Below are 23,859 nucleotides of genomic sequence, written 5' to 3' on the forward strand. Positions count from 1 at the left end.
CTCAAGGAGAGGTGATGATTTTGTATAAATACTGCGCCAATGGCAATGACTTTTTAGTATTCCACACGCTTGATAGACAGGGCGATTATAGCGAGCTTGCACGCAGGGTGTGTGATCGCCATAATGGTATCGGCGCAGATGGACTTGTGGCATTACTGCCCTTTAGCGATGAGGCGATCGCTTATCAGTGGGATTTCTACAATGCCGATGGCTCGCGTGCAAATATGTGCGGCAATGCCTCTAGATGTGTAGCACACTATGCCTACAATCTAGGGCTAGCCCCTAAGACTCATCGCTTCATCACGCACTCAAGTATGCAAGCACAGATCATCAAAGTCAGCGTGCAAGGCGAGATCGTCTCTAGCAATCTTGGGCTATATCGCAATCTGTTTGCCCTAAGTACGCTGCCTAGCGAGCTAGCGCAAAAAGTGGATTCTAGTGTGCCTAAGGATTTAGCCGCGACTTTGCTAAATCCATCAAGGTGGCATTACATCGACACAGGCGTGCCGCATTTGGTGTGCTTTGTGCAAGAGTGGTTTGATCATTCTAGCCCTAGCCTCAAGGCGTTTATGCAAGAGCTTCGCATACACTTTAATGCCAATGTCAATCTCGCCTATGCAAGCGATGAAATCTATCTAGCGACCTATGAAAGAGGGGTAGAAGACATCACGCTTGCGTGTGGGACGGGTATGGCGGCGGTTTTGCTAGTGGGGCATATCGCGTATGGGCTGGAGGGGAGTGCGGTTTTGGTGCCGCCTAGTGGGGATAGGTTGGAGCTATGGTGTGAATCAATAAAGGATTCGGCTTGTGGGCTAGAATCGTGGATTTCATCGCCGCGCTGCGTCAATAGACACCCAAGTCTTATTTCCTTGCGCGGCTCGAAAAACCCCAATTCTAGCACCACAATCCTAGAATCCCAAAATGGCTTTACAAAACAAGCTGAAAACAAAAAAGTGGATTCTAGCAATAAAGCCTTTTTATCGTCATTGCGAGCCGACTTGTCGGCGTGGCAATCCACACAAAAATCTACCAACCCCCTAGAATCCACTTTTTCACACAATGCCGCACAAACACACAAAGCGGATTCTAAAGAAAAAATGGATTGCCACGCGGATTTACAATCCGCTCGCAATGACAGCAAAAAAGTGGATTCTAGTAGCAAGCTCCCCACCCTAGCCCACATCAATGAGCTAGAATCTAACGCCTATATCGGCGATATGGAAGTGTTTTTGCAAGGAGAAGTGCGGTGCGTAGCGGTCTGCCAGACTTGCTAGCGCACTTGCGTGATAAGGATACACAATGCAGCTCTACATAGAATCTAGCAAGCCCCACAGCGCACCTATCATCGGGCTTAGCTTTAGCACACTTTGTGAAGATGACATCGCCCTAGTGCTTGCTATGCGCAATGATGAGCGAGTAGCGCGCTTTATGTATGCTAGCTCCATTAGCCCGCAAGCCCATAGGGAGTTTATCGCCTCACTTGCAGATAATCCACGCGCGAAATATTGGCTCTTTAAATGCGGGGAGATCGTGCTAGGTGTGGGGTCTTTGAGCAGGATTTCTCTAAGCAATGCCCACGCATATCTTGGGATTTATACTAATCCATTTTTGTCCAAAGCCCAAAAGCACGCGCTGTGTGAAAATAGCGCGTTTGAGAGTGTGGGGGCGATGATCCTAGCGGCTTTAGAGCAAGCTGGCAGGGAGCTAGGGCTGCATACGATATTTCTTGAAGTGCTGGATTCTAACGCCCACGCTAGGGCATTTTATGAGCGCAATGGCTATGACTTGCAGGGTAGGCTAAGGGAATTTGTGCGTGTGGGGGGAGGAGGGAGGAGGTATGGTGATGTGTGTTTATATGGTAAGGTGTTTGGTGATAAGGATTCGGCTTGTGTGAGGGATTCGGCTTGTGGGCTAGAATCGTGGATTTCATCGCCGCGCTGCGTCAATAGACACCCAAGTCTTATTTCCTTGCGCGGCTTGAAAAGCCCCGATTCTAGCACCACAATCCTAGAATCCCAGAGCAGCTGTGAGGATTGGGCTTGTGGGCTAGAATCCCAAGGCGGCTTTACAAAACAAGCTGAAAACAAAACCACTGCAAGTGAAAAATCCGCCGAAAGTAAAAAAGTGGATTCTAGCCATAACGCTTTTTTATCGTCATTGCGAGCCGATGAAATCGGCGTGGCAATCCATAAAGAAAACACAAAAAAAACGCACGCCCTAGAATCCACTTTTTCACACAATGCCGCAAATCAAAACGCAGTTTCTTTAGAAAAAGTGGATTCTAGTGTGAAGTTGGATTCTAACGATAAAGCCCATTCTACTTCCGCAAACACTATGGATTGCCACGCGGATTTACAATCCGCTCGCAATGACAGCAAAAAAGCGGATTCTAGCAACGCCACAAACTTAAGCCAGCCAGCAAAGGATTCTAGGATTTCTAAAGGAACCAGCATAGCGGTGCAAGGCGAGCGCACGAAAGCAGGTTTCTTTAGAAAACAAGGGACACCGCTCGGCGCAAGCCGATGTTTCTTTAGAAAGCCAACGCCAACGCCAAAAACCTCCCCACTGCTCATCGCCGAAATCTCTGCCAATCACAACCAAAGCCTACGCCTAGCCAAGCACACCATAAAAGCCGCTAAAATCGCCGGCGCGGATTTTGTCAAGCTGCAAACCTACACCCCCGAGTGCCTAAGCATCGCTTGTGATAAGCCGCGATTCCGCATAGATTCTGGCACGCTGTGGGACGGAGAGAGTCTCTACACTCTTTATCAAAAGGCTCACACGCCCCTAGAGTGGCATAAAGAGCTTTTTAGCTATGCTAGGGGGCTTGGCGTGGGGATCTTTAGCTCGCCATTTTCTGCCAAAGCTTTGGAGCTGCTAGAGAGCCTAGAGTGTCCAATGTATAAAATCGCGAGCTTTGAGATCACCGATACGCCCTTTATCAAGCTAGTTGCCAGCACCAAAAAGCCCATCATCATCTCCACAGGCATTGCCACGCACGAAGAGATCCTAGAAGCCTTGCAAGCGTGCTATGAGGCAGGCAATGATGACATTACGCTCCTGCTTTGCACTAGCTCCTACCCAGCCCCGCTACAATCCGCCCAAATCGCCTCTATGCCAAAGCTCGCACGCTATGGGGTGAAATATGGGCTAAGTGATCACACGCAAGGGGATTTGTGCGCGATCTTGGCGAACGCACTTGGGGCTAGTATGATAGAAAAGCACTTTATCATTAGGCGGTCGCTTGGGGGAGTTGATGCGGAGTTTAGTATGGAGGCTAGGGAGTTTCAAGCCCTAGCACGCAAGCTACAAGCCGCCCATCTAGCCCTTGGCAGCGGCGATTTAGCTAGCAAGCTAGAGTCTAATGCCAGCTCTAGCGGACGGGGCTTTGCCCGCTCGCTTTTTGTGTGTGAAAATGTGCGAAAAGGAGAGCTACTCACACCTAGCAATATCCGCTCTATCCGCCCAAGCGGCGGACTCTCGCCAAAATTTCTGCCTGAAGTTTTGGGCAAAAGGGCGGCAAGAGATTTGGAGAAGGGAGAGCCGCTTGAGCGGGGGGATTTTATCTAGCCTTGGTGTGGGATTGACCTCTAGGGCTATCCTAGATCTTTTGCCGTGCGTGTAGATTGTGGTGCTGCTAGAATCCACTTTTTGAAAACGCGGATTCTAGGGATTCAGCTTGTGGTGCTAGAATCGTGGATTTCATCGCCGCGCTGCGTCGATAGACCTCTAGTCTTATCTCACTCACTCGCTTTGAAAAACCACGATTCTAGCACCACAATCTTAGAATCCCAAAACGACAATAAAAAAGTGGATTCTAGGGGGTTGGCGATTCAGTCTTGGGCGAGCAATGCGATTGATTACGCTATTTTTAGGACAACCGCAGACCTCTAGTCTTGCTCTGCCCTAAAAATAGCGTAAAACAACCACAGCCCCACCGCAACTCTTAGAATCGTGTTGAAGTCCAACAAGCTTTGTGAAGTAAAATAGGCGTTATTGCGAGCTTTGGCGCAAGACAAAGCGTGGCAATCCAAAACAAGCGAAGCGAAGTTTCTTTAGAAAACAAGGCGAAGCGGTGCAAGGCGAAGCCGCAGCAGGTTTCTTTAGTAACCCTTAGAATCGTGTAAAACAAACAACCTTAAAAAGTGGATTCTAGCACCACAATGTTTAGAATCGTTTTCCTAGAATCCACTTTTGACTTGCCGCGTTTTTCCGTCATCGCGAGACATTGCGCTAGCAGTGGCGTGGCGATCCACTCCCCACACTCCCTACACTAGAATCCGCGTTTTTATCACACACTAGAATCCGCTTTTGTGTTTGTGTGCTTATTATTTTCAAAAGTGGATTCTAGCAATGCCCTTTTTGCTAGCGCAAAATATGGATCGCCACGCTTTGCTAGCGCAAAGCTCGCGATGACAAAAAGGCTTTGATGTCAAAAAGTGGATTCTAGGAGTGAAGCCAAAATTCTCAAAACACCGCAGGCGGCAGGATTTTTAGTGAAAAAGCGGGGTTGTGCAGCCTTTTGCGCGGAGATAAGACTGATGGTCTATCGCACAAGCAAAAGGCAAACCCCCCGCTTTTTCGCAAAAAGCCAACGCCAAAATAAAAAAGTGGATTCTAGGAGTTGCGATGTTTGTGTCCCAAAGATTCTAAGATTTGCGGTGTTGCTAGTGGGGCTTTTTGTGGATTTTAGGGCAGAGCTAGACTTGAGGTCTGCGGTTGCCCTAAAAATCGCGCAATCGCTTCGCTTGCCTGCCCAAGACACACATTTATTGTCTCTAGGATTCTAGGATTTGCGATGAGAAAACAAGGCGCAGCCGCAGTTTCTTTAGTAAATTGGGGTTTTGCGAGCGCGTGCAAGGGCGCATACTTGGCGTATGTAACCGCAGCACGCGTGAAGCAATCCACGATTTATCGCGCAAAACAAGCGAAGCGGTGCAAGGCGCAGCCGCAGCAGGTTTCTTTAGTAAAGCCGAATCCTAATGCTACACAAGGCGTAGTTTTTTAAACTGCTGGTAGTATCCCCACCCCTCCACAATATCCGCTCGACTCCGCATAATATGCGCCAGCTCTCTCTCAAGCGTTGCCTCTAGCTTTTTGGCGACATCTGTATGCTCGCGCAAGAAGTCTAGCACCTGCGCTTCTGTGATCTTGTGTGTGTTGATATACTCCACTCTTTTTTGCAGTGCTTCTATAAAGCCTTGCATAAAGGATTCTAGGCGTGGCAGTATGCTTGGGTCTTTATGCAGCAATGTCGCTTGGGTGCTAGGGATTGTGATAGCGATATTGGTAAAGGGTGTTTGCTTGATCAAGTCTTGCAAAAGATAGGTAATGCCTCTTTGCCACATTGCGTATTGCTCTAGGGTGATAGATACTTCTAGCACCTGCCCGCTAGCCTCACCGCCTAAGGGGATATGTAGGCTAAAAGGCAGCACGCCATTAAGCTCGCCAAACATCTTTGTAGTCCATATCACAGAGTCTTTATCTGGGGCATTGAAGCCAAATTTCTGCGATAGATCTAGCATTGTGGCATAGGCATTTTGGCTAGTGATTTGCTGCATATCGATATAGTGGGTTTGTGAGAGTGTGTGAGATAGGGCTTCTTGCAGAGAATTTTGGATAAAGATATGTCCGCTAGAGTCCTCCACAATCGTAGCGATACTTGCTAGATGTGGGCTAGCCTCTCCCCAAGAAATAGGAGCTTGCGTGAAGTCCCCAAAGCCTACTTGCGTGATTTGCTCATAGGGTGTATCTAGGGTAAATACTCCTTCTCCACCTCGCCCGCTTAGGTTCAAAATGCTCTTAATCACGCCGATAGGATCGCGCACCAAGCAAATTGCCGGCGCACTCTTAGCAAATGTAGAAAAAAACTTGTCTTTATCATCAAATCCGCATTCACTTAGGGCAATGGCATAGCTCTCGCCCCCCCCCCCCCCGATTTTGGCATATTTGGCTTTTAGGAGCATTTGATAGAGATTGCTGTATCGCTGCTTGCCTGATTCTTCAAAATGCCAATTAAGCTTCACTCCGCAGTGGTGCAAAAAGCCTAGCATTGCATTATGCCCTACGCCGTGGCTTGAAAGGTAGAAAAAATCATAGCTTTTAGGCAGCTTTGCCCCAAGCTTCCACGCCACAGCACTCCAAATCCTTAGCATAAATCTCACCGATCCTTTCCCTAGACTAGTCATAAGTGTATAGAGTCGCATAAGTTTCCTTTCTTTAACAAACTCGCCAACTCTCCCCTTATGCTAGCCCTATCGCTACACCTTTACTACACTTTTCTAGCACTCCAGCAGCGCGTGGTGTATTTGATATGCAGCTCTTTAGGCAGAGTGGCTCGCATCTTTTGTGTGATGTTTTCAAAGAGCTCCCTTCCCTCTGTAGAGTCTAGATCCCAATAGGGATTTTTCACGCTTTTCCACGCGTTGATATAGTTTTCTAAACTCTGCTGGAAGTAGAAGTCCTCTTCTACATACAATATGCTATCAAAGAGATCTTTCCTAGATTCTATGATAGCACGCTGATCTTCTCGCCTAGTCCCTCTGCTGTAATGTGGGACAAACTCTGTGATAATCTCTTCTGCGGTGTTTTGGATAGGGTCATTTAAATCCCTGTGATTCCACATACACGAGAAGATTCCCCCCCCCCCCCCCCGTTTAGCCCACTAGAGCGCAGAAGTCTATGGGCTTCGCATAAGGCACTTTGCCTATCCATCACATTAAAGCTAGAGCCAAAGGTTACCCAATCAAACTCCCCGCTAGCTAGCGTGCTATCCACTCCACTAGCACGCACCCATTCAATCTGCCCCTTTTGCGCCCACTCTTTAGTGCGCTCTATGCCAATCTCTCTCATCGCATCATTTGGCTCTACTGCTACCACCTTGCACCCTCTCTCTAAGAGCATAATGCTAAGATTGCCCGTGCCTGCACCTATGTCTGCGACTTTTGGGGCAGTGGTTTGGCTGCTTTGCTTGACCAAAAAGGCAAGCATATCAATGCTTGATGGCGCGTAGTTGGGGCGGTATTCGTAGAATTTGGCGTGCTTGGTATAGTCCCAAACTTTCTCTACGATCTTTTGCTGTGTAGAATCCTGTGTGGAAGTAGTCATCATTTCTCCTTGTGCTTAGTAGGTGCGCAAAGCACAAGAAGCATAGATTCTACGCCTTTCTCACGCTCCACGCACGGATTTTATAAGGGACTTCAATCACGCTAAGATGAGCGATTTTACTCTCTATCATAGCGATGATTTTGCCCCAGCGATCTGCTCCGGCTTGTGCTTGTATGTCATTGACAGAATGCCAAGCCCCCATATAGCGAGCCTTGTCCATAGTCTCTACATAATCACACTCCATAAAGAAGCAGTCTGTGAAATCTCCCGTAGAGACTAGGATCTCCTCCCACTTTTTGACATTTTGGCTACCGCTGCTCACACGAGCAAGCTCTGGAACAATATGTTTAATCTCCTTTTCAATCTCATCAAAGAGCGAGCCTTCTATGATATTTCTAGGATTCCAAATGGCTGTGAAGTAGCCATTCGCCCCCCCCCCCCCGTTTTTAAGACACGGGCAAACTCTGGGAGAGACTTTGCGGGATCTGTCCAGTGAAATGAGCTAGCCATAATCACCCAATCAGCACTATTAGATTCTAGCCCGGTCTGCTCGCCAGAGCCTTTGTGCCATTTGATATTTGCATAGCTTTTGGTATGCTCTATGCCCTTCTCTCTCATCGCATCATTTGGCTCTACGGCTCGCACTGATAGCCCCATATCCCCAAGCAGCGCGGTAAGCTTGCCTGTGCCAGCCCCAACTTCCGCCACTTGCAGAGCCCGCAAAGGCTTATGCTCATCATTGATACAGGCAATAAGCTTTTGCAAAAGCATAGTGCTATATGCTGGGCGATTGTGATAGTGGGCAGCGACTTGTGTAAAATCTCCTTGCTTCATCAAATCTCCTTTGAAAAGTTTGCCGTGATTGTAACGGACTTGTGTTGATAGGTTTCTTAACACTCTAGGCTTCTAGCGCGTGGAAAGCACACTAGAATCCACTTTTTTCACTTGCGGTAGTGCTATCCCTCACTCGCGAGCCGATGAGATCGGCGTGGCGATCCACACAAGCGCAAAACTTGTGCGTATGTGAAAATTGCTCCCAAATATCTGGGCGATCATTTTTGATAATAGCGCATTCTCTCTCTATCCTTTGGGCTAAATATGTGGCTATATCCGGGGCTTGCAGAAGTGCTTCTATAAGCGTGGATTCTGTGAAAGCAAGCTGCTCTGCCCTTGCCAAAAGTGCGCGTGTGGATTCTATATAGCTTTGTGCTTTGGCTCTTGCTTGCTCTAGGCTGCTACTTTTAATAGGGGGGGGGCAGCACACACCAGATACAGCGGGTGGCTCTCGTGTCCTTCTACGATAATGGATTCTAGCTTGTGGATAGGGTGGGACCACTGCAGGCGTTTAGAGTCTATATGCGCAGAGACATCGATCTCCGCGCTTGAGCCATCTACTAGCCTTGAGAGCGTGGAGAGCGCGAAAAGCGTGCCATCAATAGTAAAAATATAGGGAAAGCACCTTGGGAAAGATGAGCCTTTGACCACGCTTTCTTCATCATAGGAGCAATTTGTATAGCCGAAGCGATCGCAGAAGTTTTGCATAGTGCTTGGCATATTGCTATCATCAATATCGCGCATACTTAGATAGCTCACATCACTTGTGATATGCTCTACAAGCTTGCGCTGGGAGCTAAAGGCTATCATCAAATGCGAGATATTTTTGACAATCTCAAAGGCTAGCGCGTTTGCATCTTTTTGGGAGTGTATCGTTGATATGGTGTGTAGCATTGTGGCATTGACATTGCTTTTGACAATGCTTATGGGATCGCGCAGGATTTGATACACCGGCACGCGCTTTGTGCAAGTGGCTAGGATCTTGCTCGCACCACTATTTAGCGGGGCTTTATCCAGCACCAGCCCATCAAACTCACGCCAGAAAATAAAGGGGCGGAAATTCTCATAAGAGAGCACCTCCATAGGCTTTGCTTGACATTTGGCAAGATAGTATTTCACCGCCGTTAGCCCCACGCCGTGCCCTCCTAGCAAGATATATTTATACGCGCTTGGGTGGGGGAGGAGATTGGTGAGATTAAAGAGCTTTTGCGCCCCGGGCAAGCGATCGTAGAAATACCCCCATCGCCCCCCTTTCATCACTTTTATCATATTTTTGGCTCTTTGTAGTAGTCGCATTTATGCTCCTTGTGTGGATTGGAATGTGGATTGGATTTTTTCTAGGATTTGCTTCACTTTTTCATCAATGCCGCCTAGCGTGGTGTTATCAATGCGTAAATGCGCCTTTGGCTCATCGTAATCTATATCCACGCCCACGACATTTGGCAGCTCGCCTTTAAGGGCTTTGGAGTAAAGCTGCTTTTGATCCCTGCGTATGAGCTCATCATAATCGCAAGAGACATAGACCTCAAGGTAGTTGGGGAAATGCTCTCTATTGTAGGTATAGATCTCATCAAACATCGAAATCGTGCTTACAATGGTGATAATCCCCTGCCTAGACAAAAGCCTAGCGAGATCGGCGCGCTTTTTTGCCACGCTAATGCGCCCTTGCTTATCATAGCTATATGCCCCTAGCACATCGCGCAGCTCATCGCCATCAAGATACACGACATTGAGTGCTTGGGATTGCAGCTTTATATACAGCTCTTTAGCAAGCGTGCTTTTGCCACTGCCAGCAAGCCCTGTGAGCCACACTACCAGCCCATAGTAGCTAGCTTTAAATGTCAAAGGCAGCCTATCGCTGCGGACATCTTCATAGATAGCTCCGCCTATTTGACTCGCAGCAAAGGCTATGAAGTAGTCATTGGCAAAGTGCGTTTTGTTGTAGCGTAGGGGCTTGCCTGTTTTGATACTTATCACCGCGCCGCCGCTTTGCTCGACTATGACTTGAGAGGCAGCAGTATCCCACTCCTTTGTGCCATTAAATCTGGGGTAAATATCCGCCGCTCCATTGGCAAGTGCGCAAAACTTCAGCGATGAGCCTAGCTTGATACTCTCTAGCCCATAATGCGCGATAAATGCTTGTGTGAGGGGGCTAGAGTGAAAGACAGAATCACACGCTAGGGGTGGTTGTAGCGATTTAGCTTTGCTTGGCTTTGGCGTTGGCTTTGCGCGAAAAAGCAGGGAGTTTGCGGCTCGCGGCGTCGATAGACCGCAAGTCTTATCTCCTTGCTCGCCACTGCACAACCCTGCTTTTTCATCGCAAATCCTGCCGCCTACGAGCTGGCTACAAAACACATTTTGAACTTGGCTTTCAAAAATCCTAGAATCCTTTGGCTGCTCGCTTACATTTTTGGCGTTTTTTGTGTTGGCGCGAGCAGGGCTTTTGCTTGTGTAGGCGTTGTTTTCTCTGTCATTGCGAGCAAGCGCGGTAGTGCTTGCGTGGCAATCTATACATTCTGCGCTAGCAGAATAGTCACTACTAGAATCCACTTTTTGTGTATCAGCGGTGGGGTTTTCAAAAGTGGATTCTAGATTTTGTGTCTTTGTTTGTGTGGATTGCCACGCCACTGCTGGCGCAGTGTCTCGCAATGACGATAAAAAAGCTTTATTGCTAGAATCCACTTTTTTACTTGTGGCGTTTTTTGTGTTGTCGCGAGCAGGGCTTGTGTGGGCGTTGTTTTCTCTGTCATTGCGAGCGGACTTGTCCGCGTGGCAATCCATTTTTTGCGATTTGTCAAACGAGGATTCTAGGGAGTGGGTGGATTTTTCACACTCGGCTTGATTGCCTTCTTCAAGGATTCTAGGAATTGCGGTGGGGCTTTGCAAGTTTTGAGAATTTTCTAAAGAAACTTCGCTGTGCTTGTTTTGGGGAAGGTTAGCGAACTTGGCGTTCGTGCCTTCCACAAAATTCTCAATCTTGTCAAATTGCCTACCCAAAGCCGCATCCCCCCTACCAACAAACGCCCCAAACCCCTCTAGCCCTAGATACAGCTCCTTTAGCATAGGCACATACACCACGCCTAAAATAGCTTTGTCGCGGTGGATTAGGGCGATATTGACACTCCAGCCAGAAAGATTAGCGACAAAATCCTTTGTGCCATCAAGGGGATCAACAAGCCAAAAATACTCCAAATCCTTGCGCTTCTCATACTCTAGCGGAGCTTCTTCAGAGCAGATGGGATAGGGGGCAATGTGCGATAATCTATCGGTGATAAAGGCATTTGCCTCTAAATCTGCTTTGGTAACAGGCGAGCCATCGGCTTTTTGGCTAGCGGTTTTGTCCTTGATAGCTAAGATCAGCTCGCCTGCTTGCAGCGCGATTGTGGCGGCTTTTTCTAGTAGCTCTTGCATTACTCGCCCTTTTGCGCTGTGATTGCCTGAATATCTTGCAGTGATATAGCTAGATCACTTGGCATATCCACCTCCAGCCAGCCGCCATAAATCTCCACCGCTTGTGCGTTATCAAAGCGATCAATAAGAGCTTGCAAAAAGCTTGTCATATACATATTTTCAAAATCCTTGCCATCATAGATCGCATTTCTATCTAGCCCATCATAGAATGCAAGCATTTGCGGTAAAAAATCGTGCCTAAGCATAAATAGCCCCATATACTGCCCTTGTACCTCATCTAGGCTTTTAGGCTTTTTGCCTAGCTCGGTGATCTTGCCATTGTGGATTTTAAGGCTCTCGGCATCTAGCAGCACATCGCTAAATCGCTTACGCCAAAGCTTATGCCAAAGCTTATCTACTGCGATTGCCAAAGGCGCGCTGCTTTTGCAAAGCTTTTGCACACAAGGCGTGAAATACACAATATCCGCATAGGAGATAAGCAGGTCTTGCTTATCATTAGCACAGCCCTCTATCCACTCCCTAGCACAGAGCATTGTCTGCACCATATTGGTGCTAGCATAGCGCGGGTTCTCATACATTGTCATAATATCGCGCTTGCTTAAGTAGGATTCTAGCACGGGGTATAAATACCCCCCTACCACCGCTATCTCATCAATCCCGCACGCACGCAATGCCTCTATCTCATAATCGATGATCGCCCTGCCCTCATACTCCACCATACATTTTGGCTTAGTTTGAGTCAGTGGCATAAGCCTTGAGCCAAATCCTGCGGCTAAAATCAATGCTCTCATTCACGCTCCTTTAGTGCTTGTAAAAATCTCTGCCATAGCCCTTGATACTCCATACCCCCACTTCGCTCTATATGCCACATCACGCCAAAAATAGGCAGTCTCTCGTGCCTAAAGCCCTCTATGCTGCCATCACTTGCTAGGGCTATGGACTCTAGCTCGCTAGATAAAGACATCACGCCATAATTATGAAAGGAATTGACCCTAAACTCCTGCCCTTGTGCGTGGAGCTTATGGCTGCCTATATGCCCTTGTAGTGGCGCGATCTCGCAGGAAAAATACTGCGCGATCATCTGCGCCCCACGACATATCCCAAGCACTGGAATCCGCTTTTTGACACAATGCTCTAGCAGATCCCTTTCATAGCTATCGCGCGTGCGTGAAAGATAATCATCACAAAAGAGTGCCAAGTCATTCCCCCCGCTAAGGATCACCCCTTGCACAAAGGGCGCATATTGGCTAAAGGGGATATGATAGGCAAGCGGCAAGGGCAGATAGCTGGCAAGATTACGCGCAAAAAAGCTCCCCCACTCACTTGCTAGGCACTCGCGCACTTCATTATGCGCGGCAGTGGCAAGTCGCTGGCTTATGGCGATGAAGGGCTGCATTATAGGCACACTATTCTTTGGGCTTGGCAGTCAAGCTGGATCCTAGTGGCACTCGCATAAGCTTGATACGCGTGCTCGCCTACGCCAATCACCGCTGGGATTTGTAGCTCACTGGCGCGGATCGCCATATGGGAGTTGCTCCCGCCATAGCAGGTGATAAAGCCGGCAATATCTTTGGTGAAGAGATAGTCATAGCCCGGATCGGCGGATTTGATAAGCACGATAGAGCCTTGTAGATTTTGCTGCGTGGTAGAATCTAGCTCGATAGCCTCACCTATCACAAGCTTTTGTGTGATGAAGTTTGGCACCACCTTGCTTGAAAAAAAGGCAAAGACTTCATCAGGCTTTGTGATAAGAGCCGGGAGCTTTAGCGCGCAAGTAAGGTTGTATTCTTGCTTGTTTGCGGCGATTTCTTGCAAGAATCGCTCCTTGGGGCTATCTTTATACAAGCTTGCATAAAGGCTTAAAATACTTTTAATATCCAAATGCGCCATATCGCTTGCTGGGATTTGCAAGCTCTCGCCTAGCTCTTTGATATAGCTTAGGGCTTTTGAGAGAAACTTAGAGAAAGCAAACTTCACGCTCTCCCTGCCCTCTATGGCTTGCTTCAAAAAGATAAATAAATCATTTGCACAAATCTCTAGCCCGTGCTCTTTGAGCAAGGAGTCTAGCGCGCGGAGGCGATCGCTGCTTATGTGGTATGGTTTTTGTTGTGGTGATTCAGCTTGGCTTGGCTTTGGCGTTGGCTTTCTAAAGAAACCTGCGAGCTCACGCTCGCACCGCTTTGCTTGTTTTGCGCGAAAAAGCAGGGAGTTTGTGGCTCGCGGCGTCGATAGACCGCAAGTCTTATCTCCTTGCTCGCCACTGCACAACCCTGCTTTTTCATCACAAATCCTGCCGCCTGCGGCTTGTTTATCAAACGCACTTTGAGCGTTTTTATCCCTAGAATCCACTTTTTTACTTGTGGCGTTTTTTGTGTCATTGCGAGCGGACTTGTCCGCGTGGCAATCCACTAATTCTGCGCTAGCAGAATAATCATTACTAGAATCCGCTTTTTGTGTATCTGTGGTGGGGTTTTCAAAAATGGATTCTAGGTTTTGTGTCTTTGTTTGTGTGGATTGCCACGCCACTGCTGGCGCAGTGTCTCGCAATGACGGAAAATAGGCGTCTTCCTTAAAATCGGGGCTTTTTTCAAACGAGGATTCTAGGGTTGCTATTTTTTGCGTGCTTGTGTGGATTGCCACGCTCGTTTCACTCGCTCGCAATGACGGAGTTGTGGCGGTGCTAGAATCCACTTTTTGCTCGCCCTTTGTCTCTCGCGGCAGTATTTTGGAGCTAGAATCGGTGCTTTGCGTAAAAGTGGATTCTAGCTTAAACTTGCTCGTGGTTGGGTTTGTAATTTCAGTGCTACTTTGGGATTCTAGGGAGTGGGTAGATTTTTCACACTCGGCTTGATTGTCTTCTTCAAGGATTCTAGGAGTTGCGGTGGGGCTTTCGTAGCTTTTAGCAAATTTTGGGGCAGAGCTAGACTTGAGGTCTGCGGTTGTCCCAAAATTTGCTAAATCTGCGGAATGACTACCCAAGACCGAATCCCCGCATTTAGAGCCGAAGTAATAGTCAAACCCCTCATCATACCTAGCCGACAAAATATCATAACTCCCCGCACGCAAATGCCCATAAACAGCCAAAAACTCATCTATTGAGTCTTCTTGCAAATGCGCTATATCATCGCTAAGCTGCTTGCTAATGGTGTGCAAAGAGCTTAGAAACTCCTCTTTTTCCTGCGTGCTTAAAAAGCCTATCTCCACAAGCGAGCGCAAAATCTGCATAGCCACAAACGCCGCCCTAGCCACGCCAGCAAAGGGCAGCGTGCCAAACCGCTTGCAATCTTCTAGCAGCCAATAAATCTTGTCATACAGCGAGAGACTAGAATCCACTATCGCGCTATATCTGGCTTCAAGCTTTTGGGACTTTGCTAAATCTTTGAGATATAGACCAGAGTCTTTTGCTAGGATAGAGTTTGTGAGATTAAGCAGGGCAAATTCTACGCGCTTTAGCTCATTGTCGTTAAATCCGTGCTTCAGCAGGGCTTGCAGTCGCTTAGGCGTGGAGAAATCATAGCAAGAAAACACAATATCAAACTCGATTTTATCGTGGGCTTCTGGGGTGGATTCTAACGCGCTTAGGTAGTAATCCACAAGCTTTGTGGCGATATTATCATCTAGGTGCTTTGGGATAAAGGAGTTAAAAGACAAGCGCACATCGATATAAGGTATGCCCAAAAATGAGTGCATAAGCGGGTGGGAGCGTAAATTTCTATATCCATAATTATCGCGCTGGTAAGCCCACACGCCATCTGTTACGATCTCTTTATAGAGACTTAGGGCTAGTCGCTTAGGCTTTAGCCCGATGATTTCTGCGGGATTCCAATCAGGCATCACGCCAAATATCGCCTTTGCCCCAAGGACATTTGGGTGGGGTGCGCTTAGGGCTTTTATGCGTTTAGAGAGTCGCTCTAGGGCTCTAGGGGTGATTATGTCATAGAGATCTTGCTTGTGTTGCATTACAAGGGGGCGGACTTGGAGGCAGTAGAGCTCTAGCTGGGGCGATTCAGCTTTCGGGCTAGAATCGTGGATTTCATCGCCGCGCGAGCTCGATAGACCGCAAGTCTTATCTCCCACGCGCGGCTTGAAAACAAGCGAAGCGGTGCAAGGCGAAGCCGAAGCAGGTTTCTTTAGTAAAAGCCACGATTCTAGCCTCGAAATCTTAGAACCGCTTAGGCTTTTACTAGAATCTAGCCTTGCTGCTGCCTGCGAGTCGCTTACATTTGTGGCGTTTTTTGTGTCATTGCGAGCGGACTTGTCCGCGTGGCAATCCACTAATTCTGCGCTAGCAGAATAATCATTACTAGAATCCGCTTTTTGTGTATCTGTGGTGGGGTTTTCAAAAATGGATTCTAGGTTTTGTGTCTTTGTTTGTGTGGATTGCCACGCCACTGCTGGCGCAGCGTCTCGCAATGACGGAAAATAGGCGTTTTCCTTAAAATCGGAGCTTTTACTAAAAGTGGATTCTAGGGAAAGCTGCTCGCGGTGGGATTTACTAAAGAAACTGCGGCTGCGCCTTGTTTTGTGGTTTTCATTAACGCTTTTGGATTCTAGCCCGCAAGCTGAATCCTTACAGGATTCCCCCCCCCCCCCCGTTTTAACAAAAGCAAACTCCACATCTAAAGCTTTGTGCGCAAAAATGGATTCTAGCTCTTGTATCATAGCAATCACCCTAGCCATCAGCGGATCATTGCAAGGCGTGCCACGATACTGCACAAAATGCTCAAGCGCGTTTGTGCTACCGCTTGTTACGCTTGCGTTATCGCCGCTTGTGTCATAGCTTATGCAAAAATAGGGCGCATTGGACTCTTTATCCACGCTAAAGCCCACGCCACATAGCGCGATAGAATCCAGCATAGGCTGGATCAAAATTTCATCGCTAGGATCTGGCATAGAAGCCCCCACTTGCTCTATGGCTTCTAGCAGGGCTTTGGTATCATCTGCTGGGATATTAGCTAGGCTTAGAAATGCTCCGGCATTAGAAGTGCTAGCGGTATCTTCACTCTTTGAACTAGATCGCACGATAAGCTTCTTGCTCTTAAGCTCTGCGATACGCGCTAGGAGTGCTTCCTGGGCTTGTGCTAGCTCAAGAAGTGAAGTGATCACAAGCGGCAGAACTTGCGCGCTATGTAGTTGTCCTTGCAAAAGCTCTAGAGTCCTTGCCTTTGTGCCTAGCTCCACTTGCCTCTCCTATGTGATATAAAAATGCGGATTCTAGCAAAATCCATATTGCGATGCGCTTATTTCTGCAAACTTCTTGTGTGGTGGATAGTGGGCTATCTACATAGCTAAGGGCTAGAGTCGCTCTCTCCATCTGCTTTAAGGCTAAAACAATGTGCTAGAGAGATTGAAGCTTAAAGGCGTGGGGTAGGTTTTGCCAAGCTTTTGGCAGAGCTGGGAGCTTTGGATAGGCTGGACTCTCACTTGCAGGCTTTGGGCGGTTATGTCGATTATCACGCAGTTGTTTGCCGTATCTAGCGCACCATTTTTGCCAAGCCGCACGCCACTGCCTTGAGCGACCCAGCGCGTAGGAGATAGCCCAGCAGCCTGCATAATGAAAGCACCATCAAGGGGATTTGCGCTTAGATCTTGCGTGAGTGCGGCTACTTGCACGGAGCTAATGACTGCTTGTATATCGCTATTTACCGCGGCATAGAGCGCGTCTGTGCGCGTGGCGACAAGCTTTGGCAAAGCCACTGCGGCGAGTATCCCCACCACCGCTATGACAAACACAAGCTCGATTAGGCTAAATCCACCGCTCACCCGAAACTTTGGTGCGTGGATTCTAGCACGCATCACACAAGCCTATCGATCATCTGCTTGACAAAATTAGCACCGATCCTTGCCGAAGAGTCCAAAAACTCATCAAAGCTCACATCAGCAGCCCCATCGGCACTATCGCTAATGGATCGCAAGATACAGCAAGGCACTTTGAAGCTATCGCACACCACTGCCACACTCGCCCCCTCCATCTCCACTGCCGCTGCGCCAAAATTCTCTATGATCCACTGCTTTTTCTCCTTGCTATGGATAAAGGCATCGCCTGAAGCGATTATGCCTTCTTTTAGCGTGATATTGGATTCTAGGGCTACTTGCCTAGCAATGGCGTTGAGATTTTCATCAGTTTCTATAAATACCCTACTTTCTGGGATAAATCCTAGCGGGTGTCCAAACGCGCTAATATCCACATCGTGCTGGCAGAGCTTACTCCCAAGCAGCAAGTCTCCCACTGCCAAATCTGTATCCAAGCCTCCAGCCACGCCGCAGAAAATGACTTTCTCACAGCCAAAGCGCAAAATCATTGTGCTAGCGGTGATGGCAGAATGCACCTTGCCGATCTTGCTATAAGCGACATAAATCTCCGCGCCTTTATACGCGATATGATAAAACACATTCCCACCTAGTGCGATCTCCTGCGCTTGCGGAAACAGCGCGAGAATAGGCGTGATCTCTTCTTCCATTGCTCCTATAATGCCTATTTTTATCATTACTGCTGCTCCAATTGTGAAATGGATTCTTGTAGGGTTTGGGTGTTGGCGATTGTGAGCGTGGGCTTTTGACTTAGGCGTTTGTTTAAGCCCTTTAGCACGCTATTATGCCCTAGCTCGATATAGGCATCAATATGCTCATCAACAGCCAAAATTGACTGCTTATACAGCACCGGCGAGGTAAGCTGCAAGGTGAGCAGCTCATAGGCTTGCTCGGCAGTGTCATAGGGCTTTGTGGTGGCATTTGAGATGATAGGCAGGGCGAATGTGGGCTTTAGATACTTGCGCAAAAGCTCCTTAAATGGCTCGCACATAGATTCTAGCAAAGGGCAATGCGAGGCTACGGACATAGGCAGCAGCAGTGCGCGTTTAGCCCCTAGGGCTTTGATAGGCTCTTCTATGCTTGCTAGATCGCTCTTTTTCCCCGCTAGCACGATCTGTCCATCGCCGTTGTAGTTGGCACACCAGACACTTTTGCCCTGATCGCGCCACGATTGTGTAGCCCCCTCGGCTTGCTCATCGCTAAGCCCTACGATGACCATCATACCTGCGTCCTTGCCATCGCACGCTTTTGTCATCATCTCCCCTCGCGCTTTGGTAAGCCTAAGCCCATCTTCAAAGCCCACGCCCAAAGCCACGCATAGCGCGCTAATCTCCCCAAGCGAATGCCCTAAGGCAAAGTGGGCTAGAAGCGGGGACTCTTGCTGCAAGATTGTGTGGGCGATTTGGCTTACAAGAAAGATCGCTGGTTGGGTGTATTGCGTTTGATTAAGCAGGTCGTTTTCTTCAAAAAGCAGCTTTTTGAAATCAAGCCCCAGCACATCGCTAGCGGTTTCAAACATCTCCTTTGCCACGCCAAAATTCTCGTAAAAATCCTTGCCCATTCCTATGGCTTGAGAGCCCTGCCCAGGGAAAACAAAAGCATATTTCATAAAAGTATCCTTAAAGTATTCTTAGCTTGTTGTGTGGGATTAAGCGTGCATTGTAGCAAGTTGCCGCTTATTGTCAAATAAGTTTGTATTGGCTACTATTTAGCGCAAACATAGATTCTACTTTCTAGCAAGGTGGCATATGGCTAAAGGATTTAGCGAGGATTCTCGCGTGAAAATACCAGCACTTATCACACTTACTCGACTTGGGTTTGCCTATCGCTCGCTTAAAAACGCAGAGTTTGAGCCTAGGACAAATATCCTTATCCCAAGCTTTGCTAAAGCCCTACGCACACTCAATCCAACCTTACGCCAAGGATCACTCGATAAAGCCCTAGAGCATATCGCTTTTATTCTCTCCTATGATGATTGCGGCAGGGCTTTTTATGAGAGCTTGTGCTATGGGCTTAGCGGACATACTATCGAAGAAGCGGATTCTATCAAGCTTATTGATTGGGATAATTTTAGTAGCAATATGTTTGAAGTCGTTACAGAGCTGCCTTACGGAGGCGATGAGAGCGGCGCAGGGAGCTTCCGCCCAGATATTACGCTATGTATCAATGGCTTGCCGCTGTGCTTTATCGAAGTCAAAAAGCCCAATAACGAGCAAGGCATACAAGCCGAGCTAAAGCGCGCTAAAGAGCGATTTAGCAACCCCGCTTTTAAACGCTTTTTTCACTGCACGCAAATCATCGTATATTCTAATAATTGCGCCTATGATGCAAGCGAGCTTACCCCAATAAGCGGCGCGTTTTACTCCACAAGCTATAGCCTAAAGCCCAATCACTTTAGAGAGGAGTCTCCCCAAGCAGCACTACCAGAAGTGGATTCTACTACGCTCAAAGCCATACTCCAAGATACCAACTCCCAAGCCCTACTATCCACGCAAGAGTTCGCCACCAACCTAGCCCCCACCACCCCGACAAACTCCCTACTCATCTCACTTTTTACCCTTGAGCGACTGCAAGTCTTTTTGCGCTATGGGATCGCCTTTGTAGAATCTAGCTCTAGCCACCAAAGCCCCACCCAAAGCCCCACCATAGAAAAGCACATTATGCGCTATCCGCAGTTTTTCGCCCTATGCGCGATCAAAGACAAATTACACCAATGGCATAAAGCCAAGTCAAACTCTGCCCAGATCCCCCAGCCACTCCCCCTAAAGCGCGGGATCATATGGCATACACAAGGCTCGGGCAAAACCGCCCTAAGCTTCTACGCCACAAGGTGGATCAAAGACTTTTACCAATCTTTAGGCATTATCACCAAATTTTACTTCATCACCGATCGCCTAGATCTCTACAAGCAAGCTTCTAGCGAGTTTAGCAAAAGGGGCTTGCGTGTCAAAGAGATAGAGTCTAAGCAGGACTTCATCAGTGAGCTATCAAGCCTTAAATGCAACAACCAAGAAGGCAAAGATGAGATGATAGTCGTAAATATCCAAAAATTTAGCCAAGACTCCCTAGCCCTGCCCAACTCCTACGCCCTTGCTTTCCAGCGCGTGTTTTTTATCGATGAAGCACACAGAAGCTATGATCCCAAAGGCTCATTTCTCACACATTTATTCACCACAGATAGGCAGGCTATCTTCCTATCGCTCACAGGGACTCCACTGCTAGGCAGCTCCTCCAGAAGCAAATCCACCCAAATTTTTGGCGAGTATATCCACCGCTACTACTACGACTCATCGATCAAAGATGGCTACACCCTACGCCTTATCAAAGAAGATATACAAGCTAGTTATAAAGAAACGCTAAGAGACAGGCTAAAAGCCCTAGAGCTAGAGCAAGGCTCTCTAGATTCTAAAGCTATCTATGCGCACAAAAGCTTTGTAACGCCCCTGTATAAATATATCTATGATGATTTCACGCAAAGCCGCGCCAAGCTAGGTGATGAAAGCATTGGGGCTATGGTGGTGTGTGCGAGCAGTGAGCAGGCTAGAGAGCTATTTGCACTCTCACAAGCCATTTCCCCCCCCCCCCCCGTTTCAAGCAGCCTAGATTCTAAGCCCTTAACCTCCGCGCTAATCCTACACGACCAAGGCGATAAGCACTCCCGCGCCAAAGACATTGAAGACTTCAAGGCTGGTAAGATCTCCTTGCTCTTTGTCTATAATATGCTACTCACCGGCTTTGATGCCCCAAGGCTTAAAAAGCTCTATCTCTGCCGCAAGATAGAGTCCCACAATCTCCTCCAAGCCCTAACGCGTGTCAATCGCCCTTATAAGTCCTTCCACTATGGCTATGTGGTGGATTTTGCGGATATTGACAGAGAGTTTGACAAGACCAACAAAGCCTATTGGGACGAGCTGCACAGAGAGCTAGGCGATGATATAGACTCTTATACAGGGCTTTTTAAAACCCCAGAAGAAATCAAAGCCGAGCTAGAATCCATAAAAGCCACATTATGGGAGTATGACACAAACAACGCCGAAGAATTCCGCTTACAAATAGAAAAGCTCTCCAAAGACAAGCTCCACACCCTCCAATCCCAGCTGCAATCTGCGCGCGAGCTCTACAATCTCATCGCCCTACACGGCTACAAAGAGCTAGAATCCAAGCTGCCTTTTAGCAGCCTTGCTAGATTGCTCCAAGTGCTACAAGATAGGCTACAAACCCTACATATCCAAGAGATCATAGACTCCACCGACCCAGATCCAAGCCTGCTTAGCCAAGCCTTAGAGGATTATATTTTCTCCTTTACCAAAATCGATGAAAAAGAGCTGCTTCTACTCGATGGGCTAAAGTCCCAGATCGCACGCACAAGAGAGGCGTTCCTAAGCAATATGGACAATGCCGACCCTATCTACACCACGCTCTACCAAGAGCTAAAGCGTCTCCTAGCCAAAAGGCACATAAACCCCACCCAAGAGCAGATCGCCGCGCTTGATAGCGAGTATAAGTCCTTACAAGCACGCATAGACGCCCTAAATGCCGCAGATGAAAGGCTCTGTGCCAAATACGACAAAGACCCAAAATTCCTACGCATACACAAACGCCTAAGAGAGTCTTTGCACCTAGCAGACCCAAGTATCCACGAGAGCCTGCTAGCGATCAAGCACACTATCGACCACCAGCTCCTAAACAACCGCGAGCTGCTAGCAAATCAAGCCTTTTTCACCACAGAGCTAAATCAGCTCACTAAATCCCAAGCAAAAGCCCTGCTAGAGACTCGCTACTCCCGAGAGACAAGAAGCACTCTCACCTCCCTACTTGCCAATGAATACCTACACCAATACAAAGGAGAATCCGCCTAATGCAAGTCCCAAACACCCAGACCCCGCCAAACACCACACCGCAAATCCTAGCCCTAATCGACAGGCTCAAAGCCATTTGTGCTAGAAGCGGACTAGGCAATGACGCAGGGGAGTATAAAATCATCACCCAAGTTTTCCTCTACAAATTCCTAAGCGATAAATTTATCTATGAGATAAAGCGCACTGAGCCAAGCCTAGAGAAGCTAGACTCTAGCAAGCTACTCTCCCACCTAAAGAGCCTAAGCACAGATGACTATGCAATGCTCTGTGAAGACATCGGCGCAAATGTCATCTTTCTACCAGATGAGCTGCTACCCTATCTCTTTGAGCGGCAAAATGAATCAAGCTTCCACAAAAGGCTTGATGAAGCGTTAGAAAATCTCTCTTCTAGGAATCTTGAGATTTTCTCTATCACCACAGAAGGCGGGAGCAAGATCAAGCTTTTTGAGCCTATATCGCCTATCATCACCGATGCAAGCAAGCGCGATAACTTCGCCAAAGCTCTTGTGTCATCGCTTGTGGATTTTGACTTTGAAGCGATCTTTGATCAAGGCTATGACTTTTTCGCCCCACTTTTTGAATACCTTATCAAAGACTACAACAAAGACAACGGCGGCAAATACGCCGAGTATTACACCCCAGCATCTGTAAGCTCCATAATGGCGCGCATACTTGTAGGCGACACCAGCCCTAAAAGTGTGAGCATTTATGACCCAAGCGCAGGCTCTGGCACGCTGCTTATGAGCCTAGCGCACACCATAGGGCAGGATAAATGCACCATCTACGCCCAAGACATAAGCCAGAAGTCCAGCCAGCTCCTACGCCTAAATCTCATCCTAAACAATCTCTCCCACTCTATCCACAACATCACCCAAGGCAACACCCTAACCCACCCAAAGCACACGCACAAGCTCTTTGATTTCATCGTGAGCAATCCGCCATTTAAGCTCGACTTTAGCGAGTATAGAGCCGAGCTAGATGCGCAAAAGGAGCGGTTTTTCGCCGGAGTGCCTAAAGTCCCTAACAAAAAGCTAGAATCTATGGCGATTTATCTGTGCTTTTTCCAGCACCTGCTAAACTCCCTAAGCCCCAAGGGCAGAGCCGCCATAGTCGTACCCACAGGCTTTATCACCGCCACTAGTGGTATAGAAAAGACCCTGCGCCAAGCCCTAGTGGATTCTAGCTCACTGCTAGGCTGTATCACAATGCCGCCCAATATCTTTGCCACCACTGGCACCAATGTCTCTATCGTCTTTATCGATCGCTCCAAGCCCCACACGCACGCGCTTTTGATGGACGCTTCAAAGCTTGGCACAAAGCAAAAGGTAGAGAAAAACGAGCGAACCATTTTAAGCCAAGAAGATGAAGCTAAAATCATTGGCACATTTCTACGCCAAGAAGAGATAAAAGACTTTAGCATAAGCGTCCCCCTAGAATCCATCGCAGAGAAAGGCTACTCATTTTCTGCGGGGCAGTATTTTGACTTTAGCATCGAGCATATCGATCTAAGTCAAGAGGAGTTTGAAGCCCAGCTAGAGTCTAGCAAGGCTAGGCTGCAAGAGCTTTTCACAGAGTCTAGCGCGTTGCAAGAAGAGATAGTAGCGAGCTTTGAGCGGCTAAAGTTTAAAGGCTAGGAGAATAATGGATTCGGCTTTGGGCGTTGGCTTTTTGCGAAAAAGCGGGGAGTTTGCCTTTTGCTTGTGCGATAGCCCACTAGGCTTATCTCCGCACAAAAGGCTGCACAACCCCGCTTTTTCATCAAAAATCCTGCCGCCTAGTTGCGTTTGACAAAACACATTTTGTGCGTTTTATCAATCCTAGAATCCACTTTTATCGT

General features: G+C 47.9%; 19 protein-coding genes and 5 pseudogenes. 9 read left to right on the forward strand and 15 right to left on the reverse strand.

Features of this window, described 5'->3' with window-relative positions:
- The first annotated feature begins 14 nt into the window (after positions 1-14).
- From dapF to DX060_RS10785, 7 genes and pseudogenes are all read left to right on the forward strand, one after another.
- Positions 15-1,274 (forward strand): diaminopimelate epimerase, encoded by a 1,260-nt coding sequence (dapF, locus tag DX060_RS00490; protein WP_115010651.1) that lies wholly within the window; start codon positions 15-17, stop codon positions 1,272-1,274.
- A 25-nt stretch (positions 1,275-1,299) separates the two neighbouring features.
- Positions 1,300-1,839 (forward strand): annotated as a pseudogene (gene pseH, locus DX060_RS11735) (UDP-4-amino-4,6-dideoxy-N-acetyl-beta-L-altrosamine N-acetyltransferase); the annotation flags it as partial.
- A gap of 726 nt (positions 1,840-2,565) precedes the next feature.
- On the forward strand, positions 2,566-3,570 hold the full coding sequence (gene pseI / locus DX060_RS11740) for a pseudaminic acid synthase (RefSeq protein WP_258552298.1): 1,005 nt from the start codon (positions 2,566-2,568) through the stop codon (positions 3,568-3,570).
- A gap of 45 nt (positions 3,571-3,615) precedes the next feature.
- The gene (locus tag DX060_RS00500; RefSeq protein WP_115010653.1) at positions 3,616-3,894 is read left to right on the forward strand and encodes a hypothetical protein; all 279 of its coding nucleotides are present in this window, start codon (positions 3,616-3,618) and stop codon (positions 3,892-3,894) included.
- Positions 3,895-4,145: 251 nt separating this feature from the next.
- Positions 4,146-4,277, forward strand: coding sequence for a hypothetical protein (locus tag DX060_RS11745; protein WP_258552138.1), 132 nt, complete (start codon positions 4,146-4,148; stop codon positions 4,275-4,277).
- Positions 4,278-4,439: 162 nt separating this feature from the next.
- Positions 4,440-4,790, forward strand: a complete 351-nt coding sequence (locus DX060_RS00505; RefSeq protein ID WP_115010654.1) for a hypothetical protein — start codon at positions 4,440-4,442, stop codon at positions 4,788-4,790.
- 8 nt (positions 4,791-4,798) lie between these two features.
- On the forward strand, positions 4,799-5,008 hold the full coding sequence (locus DX060_RS10785; protein ID WP_147278736.1) for a hypothetical protein: 210 nt from the start codon (positions 4,799-4,801) through the stop codon (positions 5,006-5,008).
- On the opposite strand, the gene DX060_RS00510 is transcribed toward DX060_RS10785, so the two are convergent.
- The 14 genes and pseudogenes from DX060_RS00510 to fabD all read right to left on the reverse strand — a co-directional run bounded on the left by DX060_RS00510 (position 4,986) and on the right by fabD (position 18,772).
- Entirely contained in the window at positions 4,986-6,206 is a 1,221-nt protein-coding gene (locus DX060_RS00510) for a DUF2972 domain-containing protein (protein WP_115010655.1), read from the reverse strand. The two genes, DX060_RS10785 and DX060_RS00510, sit on opposite strands and share 23 nt — an antisense overlap.
- Positions 6,207-6,271: 65 nt before the next feature.
- Positions 6,272-7,107: pseudogene (locus tag DX060_RS00515) on the reverse strand (class I SAM-dependent methyltransferase).
- A 49-nt stretch (positions 7,108-7,156) separates the two neighbouring features.
- Positions 7,157-7,941, reverse strand: a pseudogene (locus DX060_RS00520) (class I SAM-dependent methyltransferase).
- Positions 7,942-8,032: 91 nt separating this feature from the next.
- Positions 8,033-8,371, reverse strand: a complete 339-nt coding sequence (locus tag DX060_RS00525; protein ID WP_115010656.1) for a hypothetical protein — start codon at positions 8,369-8,371, stop codon at positions 8,033-8,035.
- Complete coding sequence (locus DX060_RS00530) at positions 8,335-9,237, reverse strand: hypothetical protein (protein WP_115010657.1); 903 nt, start codon at positions 9,235-9,237, stop codon at positions 8,335-8,337. The genes DX060_RS00525 and DX060_RS00530 overlap by 37 nt, the downstream gene beginning before the upstream one ends.
- Positions 9,238-9,786: an adenylyl-sulfate kinase gene (locus DX060_RS11750; protein WP_309473194.1), complete on the reverse strand. Its 549-nt coding sequence runs from the start codon at positions 9,784-9,786 to the stop codon at positions 9,238-9,240.
- Positions 9,787-9,891: 105 nt separating this feature from the next.
- Positions 9,892-11,352, reverse strand: a pseudogene (locus DX060_RS00535) (3'(2'),5'-bisphosphate nucleotidase CysQ family protein); the annotation flags it as partial.
- On the reverse strand, positions 11,352-12,143 hold the full coding sequence (locus DX060_RS00540; protein WP_115010659.1) for a phosphocholine cytidylyltransferase family protein: 792 nt from the start codon (positions 12,141-12,143) through the stop codon (positions 11,352-11,354). The pseudogene DX060_RS00535 and the gene DX060_RS00540, both read right to left, overlap by 1 nt.
- Positions 12,140-12,748: a gamma-glutamyl-CDP-amidate hydrolase gene (locus DX060_RS00545; RefSeq protein ID WP_115012246.1), complete on the reverse strand. Its 609-nt coding sequence runs from the start codon at positions 12,746-12,748 to the stop codon at positions 12,140-12,142. Before DX060_RS00545 ends, DX060_RS00540 begins: the two co-directional genes overlap by 4 nt.
- Positions 12,748-13,242, reverse strand: a complete 495-nt coding sequence (locus DX060_RS12310; protein WP_309473195.1) for a PEP-utilizing enzyme — start codon at positions 13,240-13,242, stop codon at positions 12,748-12,750. The genes DX060_RS00545 and DX060_RS12310 overlap by 1 nt, the downstream gene beginning before the upstream one ends.
- 1,092 nt (positions 13,243-14,334) lie before the next feature.
- Positions 14,335-15,345 (reverse strand): annotated as a pseudogene (locus DX060_RS12315) (PEP-utilizing enzyme); the annotation flags it as partial.
- Positions 15,346-16,677: 1,332 nt separating this feature from the next.
- Entirely contained in the window at positions 16,678-17,148 is a 471-nt protein-coding gene (locus DX060_RS00555) for a type II secretion system protein (RefSeq protein WP_115010660.1), read from the reverse strand.
- On the reverse strand, positions 17,148-17,840 hold the full coding sequence (locus DX060_RS00560; RefSeq protein ID WP_147278737.1) for a 5'-methylthioadenosine/adenosylhomocysteine nucleosidase: 693 nt from the start codon (positions 17,838-17,840) through the stop codon (positions 17,148-17,150). Before DX060_RS00560 ends, DX060_RS00555 begins: the two co-directional genes overlap by 1 nt.
- A complete protein-coding gene (gene fabD / locus DX060_RS00565; RefSeq protein ID WP_115010661.1) occupies positions 17,840-18,772 on the reverse strand; it encodes an ACP S-malonyltransferase in 933 nt (310 codons plus the stop codon). Before fabD ends, DX060_RS00560 begins: the two co-directional genes overlap by 1 nt.
- Positions 18,773-18,911: 139 nt before the next feature.
- Between fabD and DX060_RS00570 the strand changes: the two genes are divergently transcribed.
- Together DX060_RS00570 and DX060_RS00575 are read left to right on the forward strand one after the other, a co-directional pair.
- The gene (locus tag DX060_RS00570; RefSeq protein WP_115010662.1) at positions 18,912-22,022 is read left to right on the forward strand and encodes a type I restriction endonuclease; all 3,111 of its coding nucleotides are present in this window, start codon (positions 18,912-18,914) and stop codon (positions 22,020-22,022) included.
- Complete coding sequence (locus DX060_RS00575) at positions 22,022-23,656, forward strand: HsdM family class I SAM-dependent methyltransferase (protein ID WP_115010663.1); 1,635 nt, start codon at positions 22,022-22,024, stop codon at positions 23,654-23,656. The genes DX060_RS00570 and DX060_RS00575 overlap by 1 nt, the downstream gene beginning before the upstream one ends.
- On the opposite strand, the gene DX060_RS00580 is transcribed toward DX060_RS00575, so the two are convergent.
- Positions 23,639-23,818 carry a hypothetical protein gene (locus DX060_RS00580; protein ID WP_115010664.1) on the reverse strand — a complete coding sequence of 60 codons (180 nt, stop codon included), beginning with the start codon at positions 23,816-23,818 and terminating at the stop codon, positions 23,639-23,641. The genes DX060_RS00575 and DX060_RS00580 overlap by 18 nt on opposite strands.
- Positions 23,819-23,859 lie beyond the last annotated feature (41 nt).

The sequence above is a fragment of the Helicobacter canis genome (assembly GCF_900451095.1).
Classification (GTDB): domain Bacteria; phylum Campylobacterota; class Campylobacteria; order Campylobacterales; family Helicobacteraceae; genus Helicobacter_B; species Helicobacter_B zhangjianzhongii.

Coding starts and splice junctions, on each gene's coding strand:
- dapF (WP_115010651.1), top strand. CDS start 15: ATGATTTTGTATAAATACTGCGCCAATGGCAATGACTTTTTAGTATTC.
- DX060_RS10785 (WP_147278736.1), top strand. CDS start 4,799: ATGAGAAAACAAGGCGCAGCCGCAGTTTCTTTAGTAAATTGGGGTTTT.
- DX060_RS00510 (WP_115010655.1), bottom strand. CDS start 6,206: ATGCGACTCTATACACTTATGACTAGTCTAGGGAAAGGATCGGTGAGA.
- DX060_RS00530 (WP_115010657.1), bottom strand. CDS start 9,237: ATGCGACTACTACAAAGAGCCAAAAATATGATAAAAGTGATGAAAGGG.
- DX060_RS00540 (WP_115010659.1), bottom strand. CDS start 12,143: ATGAGAGCATTGATTTTAGCCGCAGGATTTGGCTCAAGGCTTATGCCA.
- DX060_RS00545 (WP_115012246.1), bottom strand. CDS start 12,748: ATGCAGCCCTTCATCGCCATAAGCCAGCGACTTGCCACTGCCGCGCAT.
- DX060_RS12310 (WP_309473195.1), bottom strand. CDS start 13,242: ATGGCGCATTTGGATATTAAAAGTATTTTAAGCCTTTATGCAAGCTTG.
- DX060_RS00555 (WP_115010660.1), bottom strand. CDS start 17,148: ATGCGTGCTAGAATCCACGCACCAAAGTTTCGGGTGAGCGGTGGATTT.
- DX060_RS00560 (WP_147278737.1), bottom strand. CDS start 17,840: ATGATAAAAATAGGCATTATAGGAGCAATGGAAGAAGAGATCACGCCT.
- fabD (WP_115010661.1), bottom strand. CDS start 18,772: ATGAAATATGCTTTTGTTTTCCCTGGGCAGGGCTCTCAAGCCATAGGA.
- DX060_RS00570 (WP_115010662.1), top strand. CDS start 18,912: ATGGCTAAAGGATTTAGCGAGGATTCTCGCGTGAAAATACCAGCACTT.
- DX060_RS00575 (WP_115010663.1), top strand. CDS start 22,022: ATGCAAGTCCCAAACACCCAGACCCCGCCAAACACCACACCGCAAATC.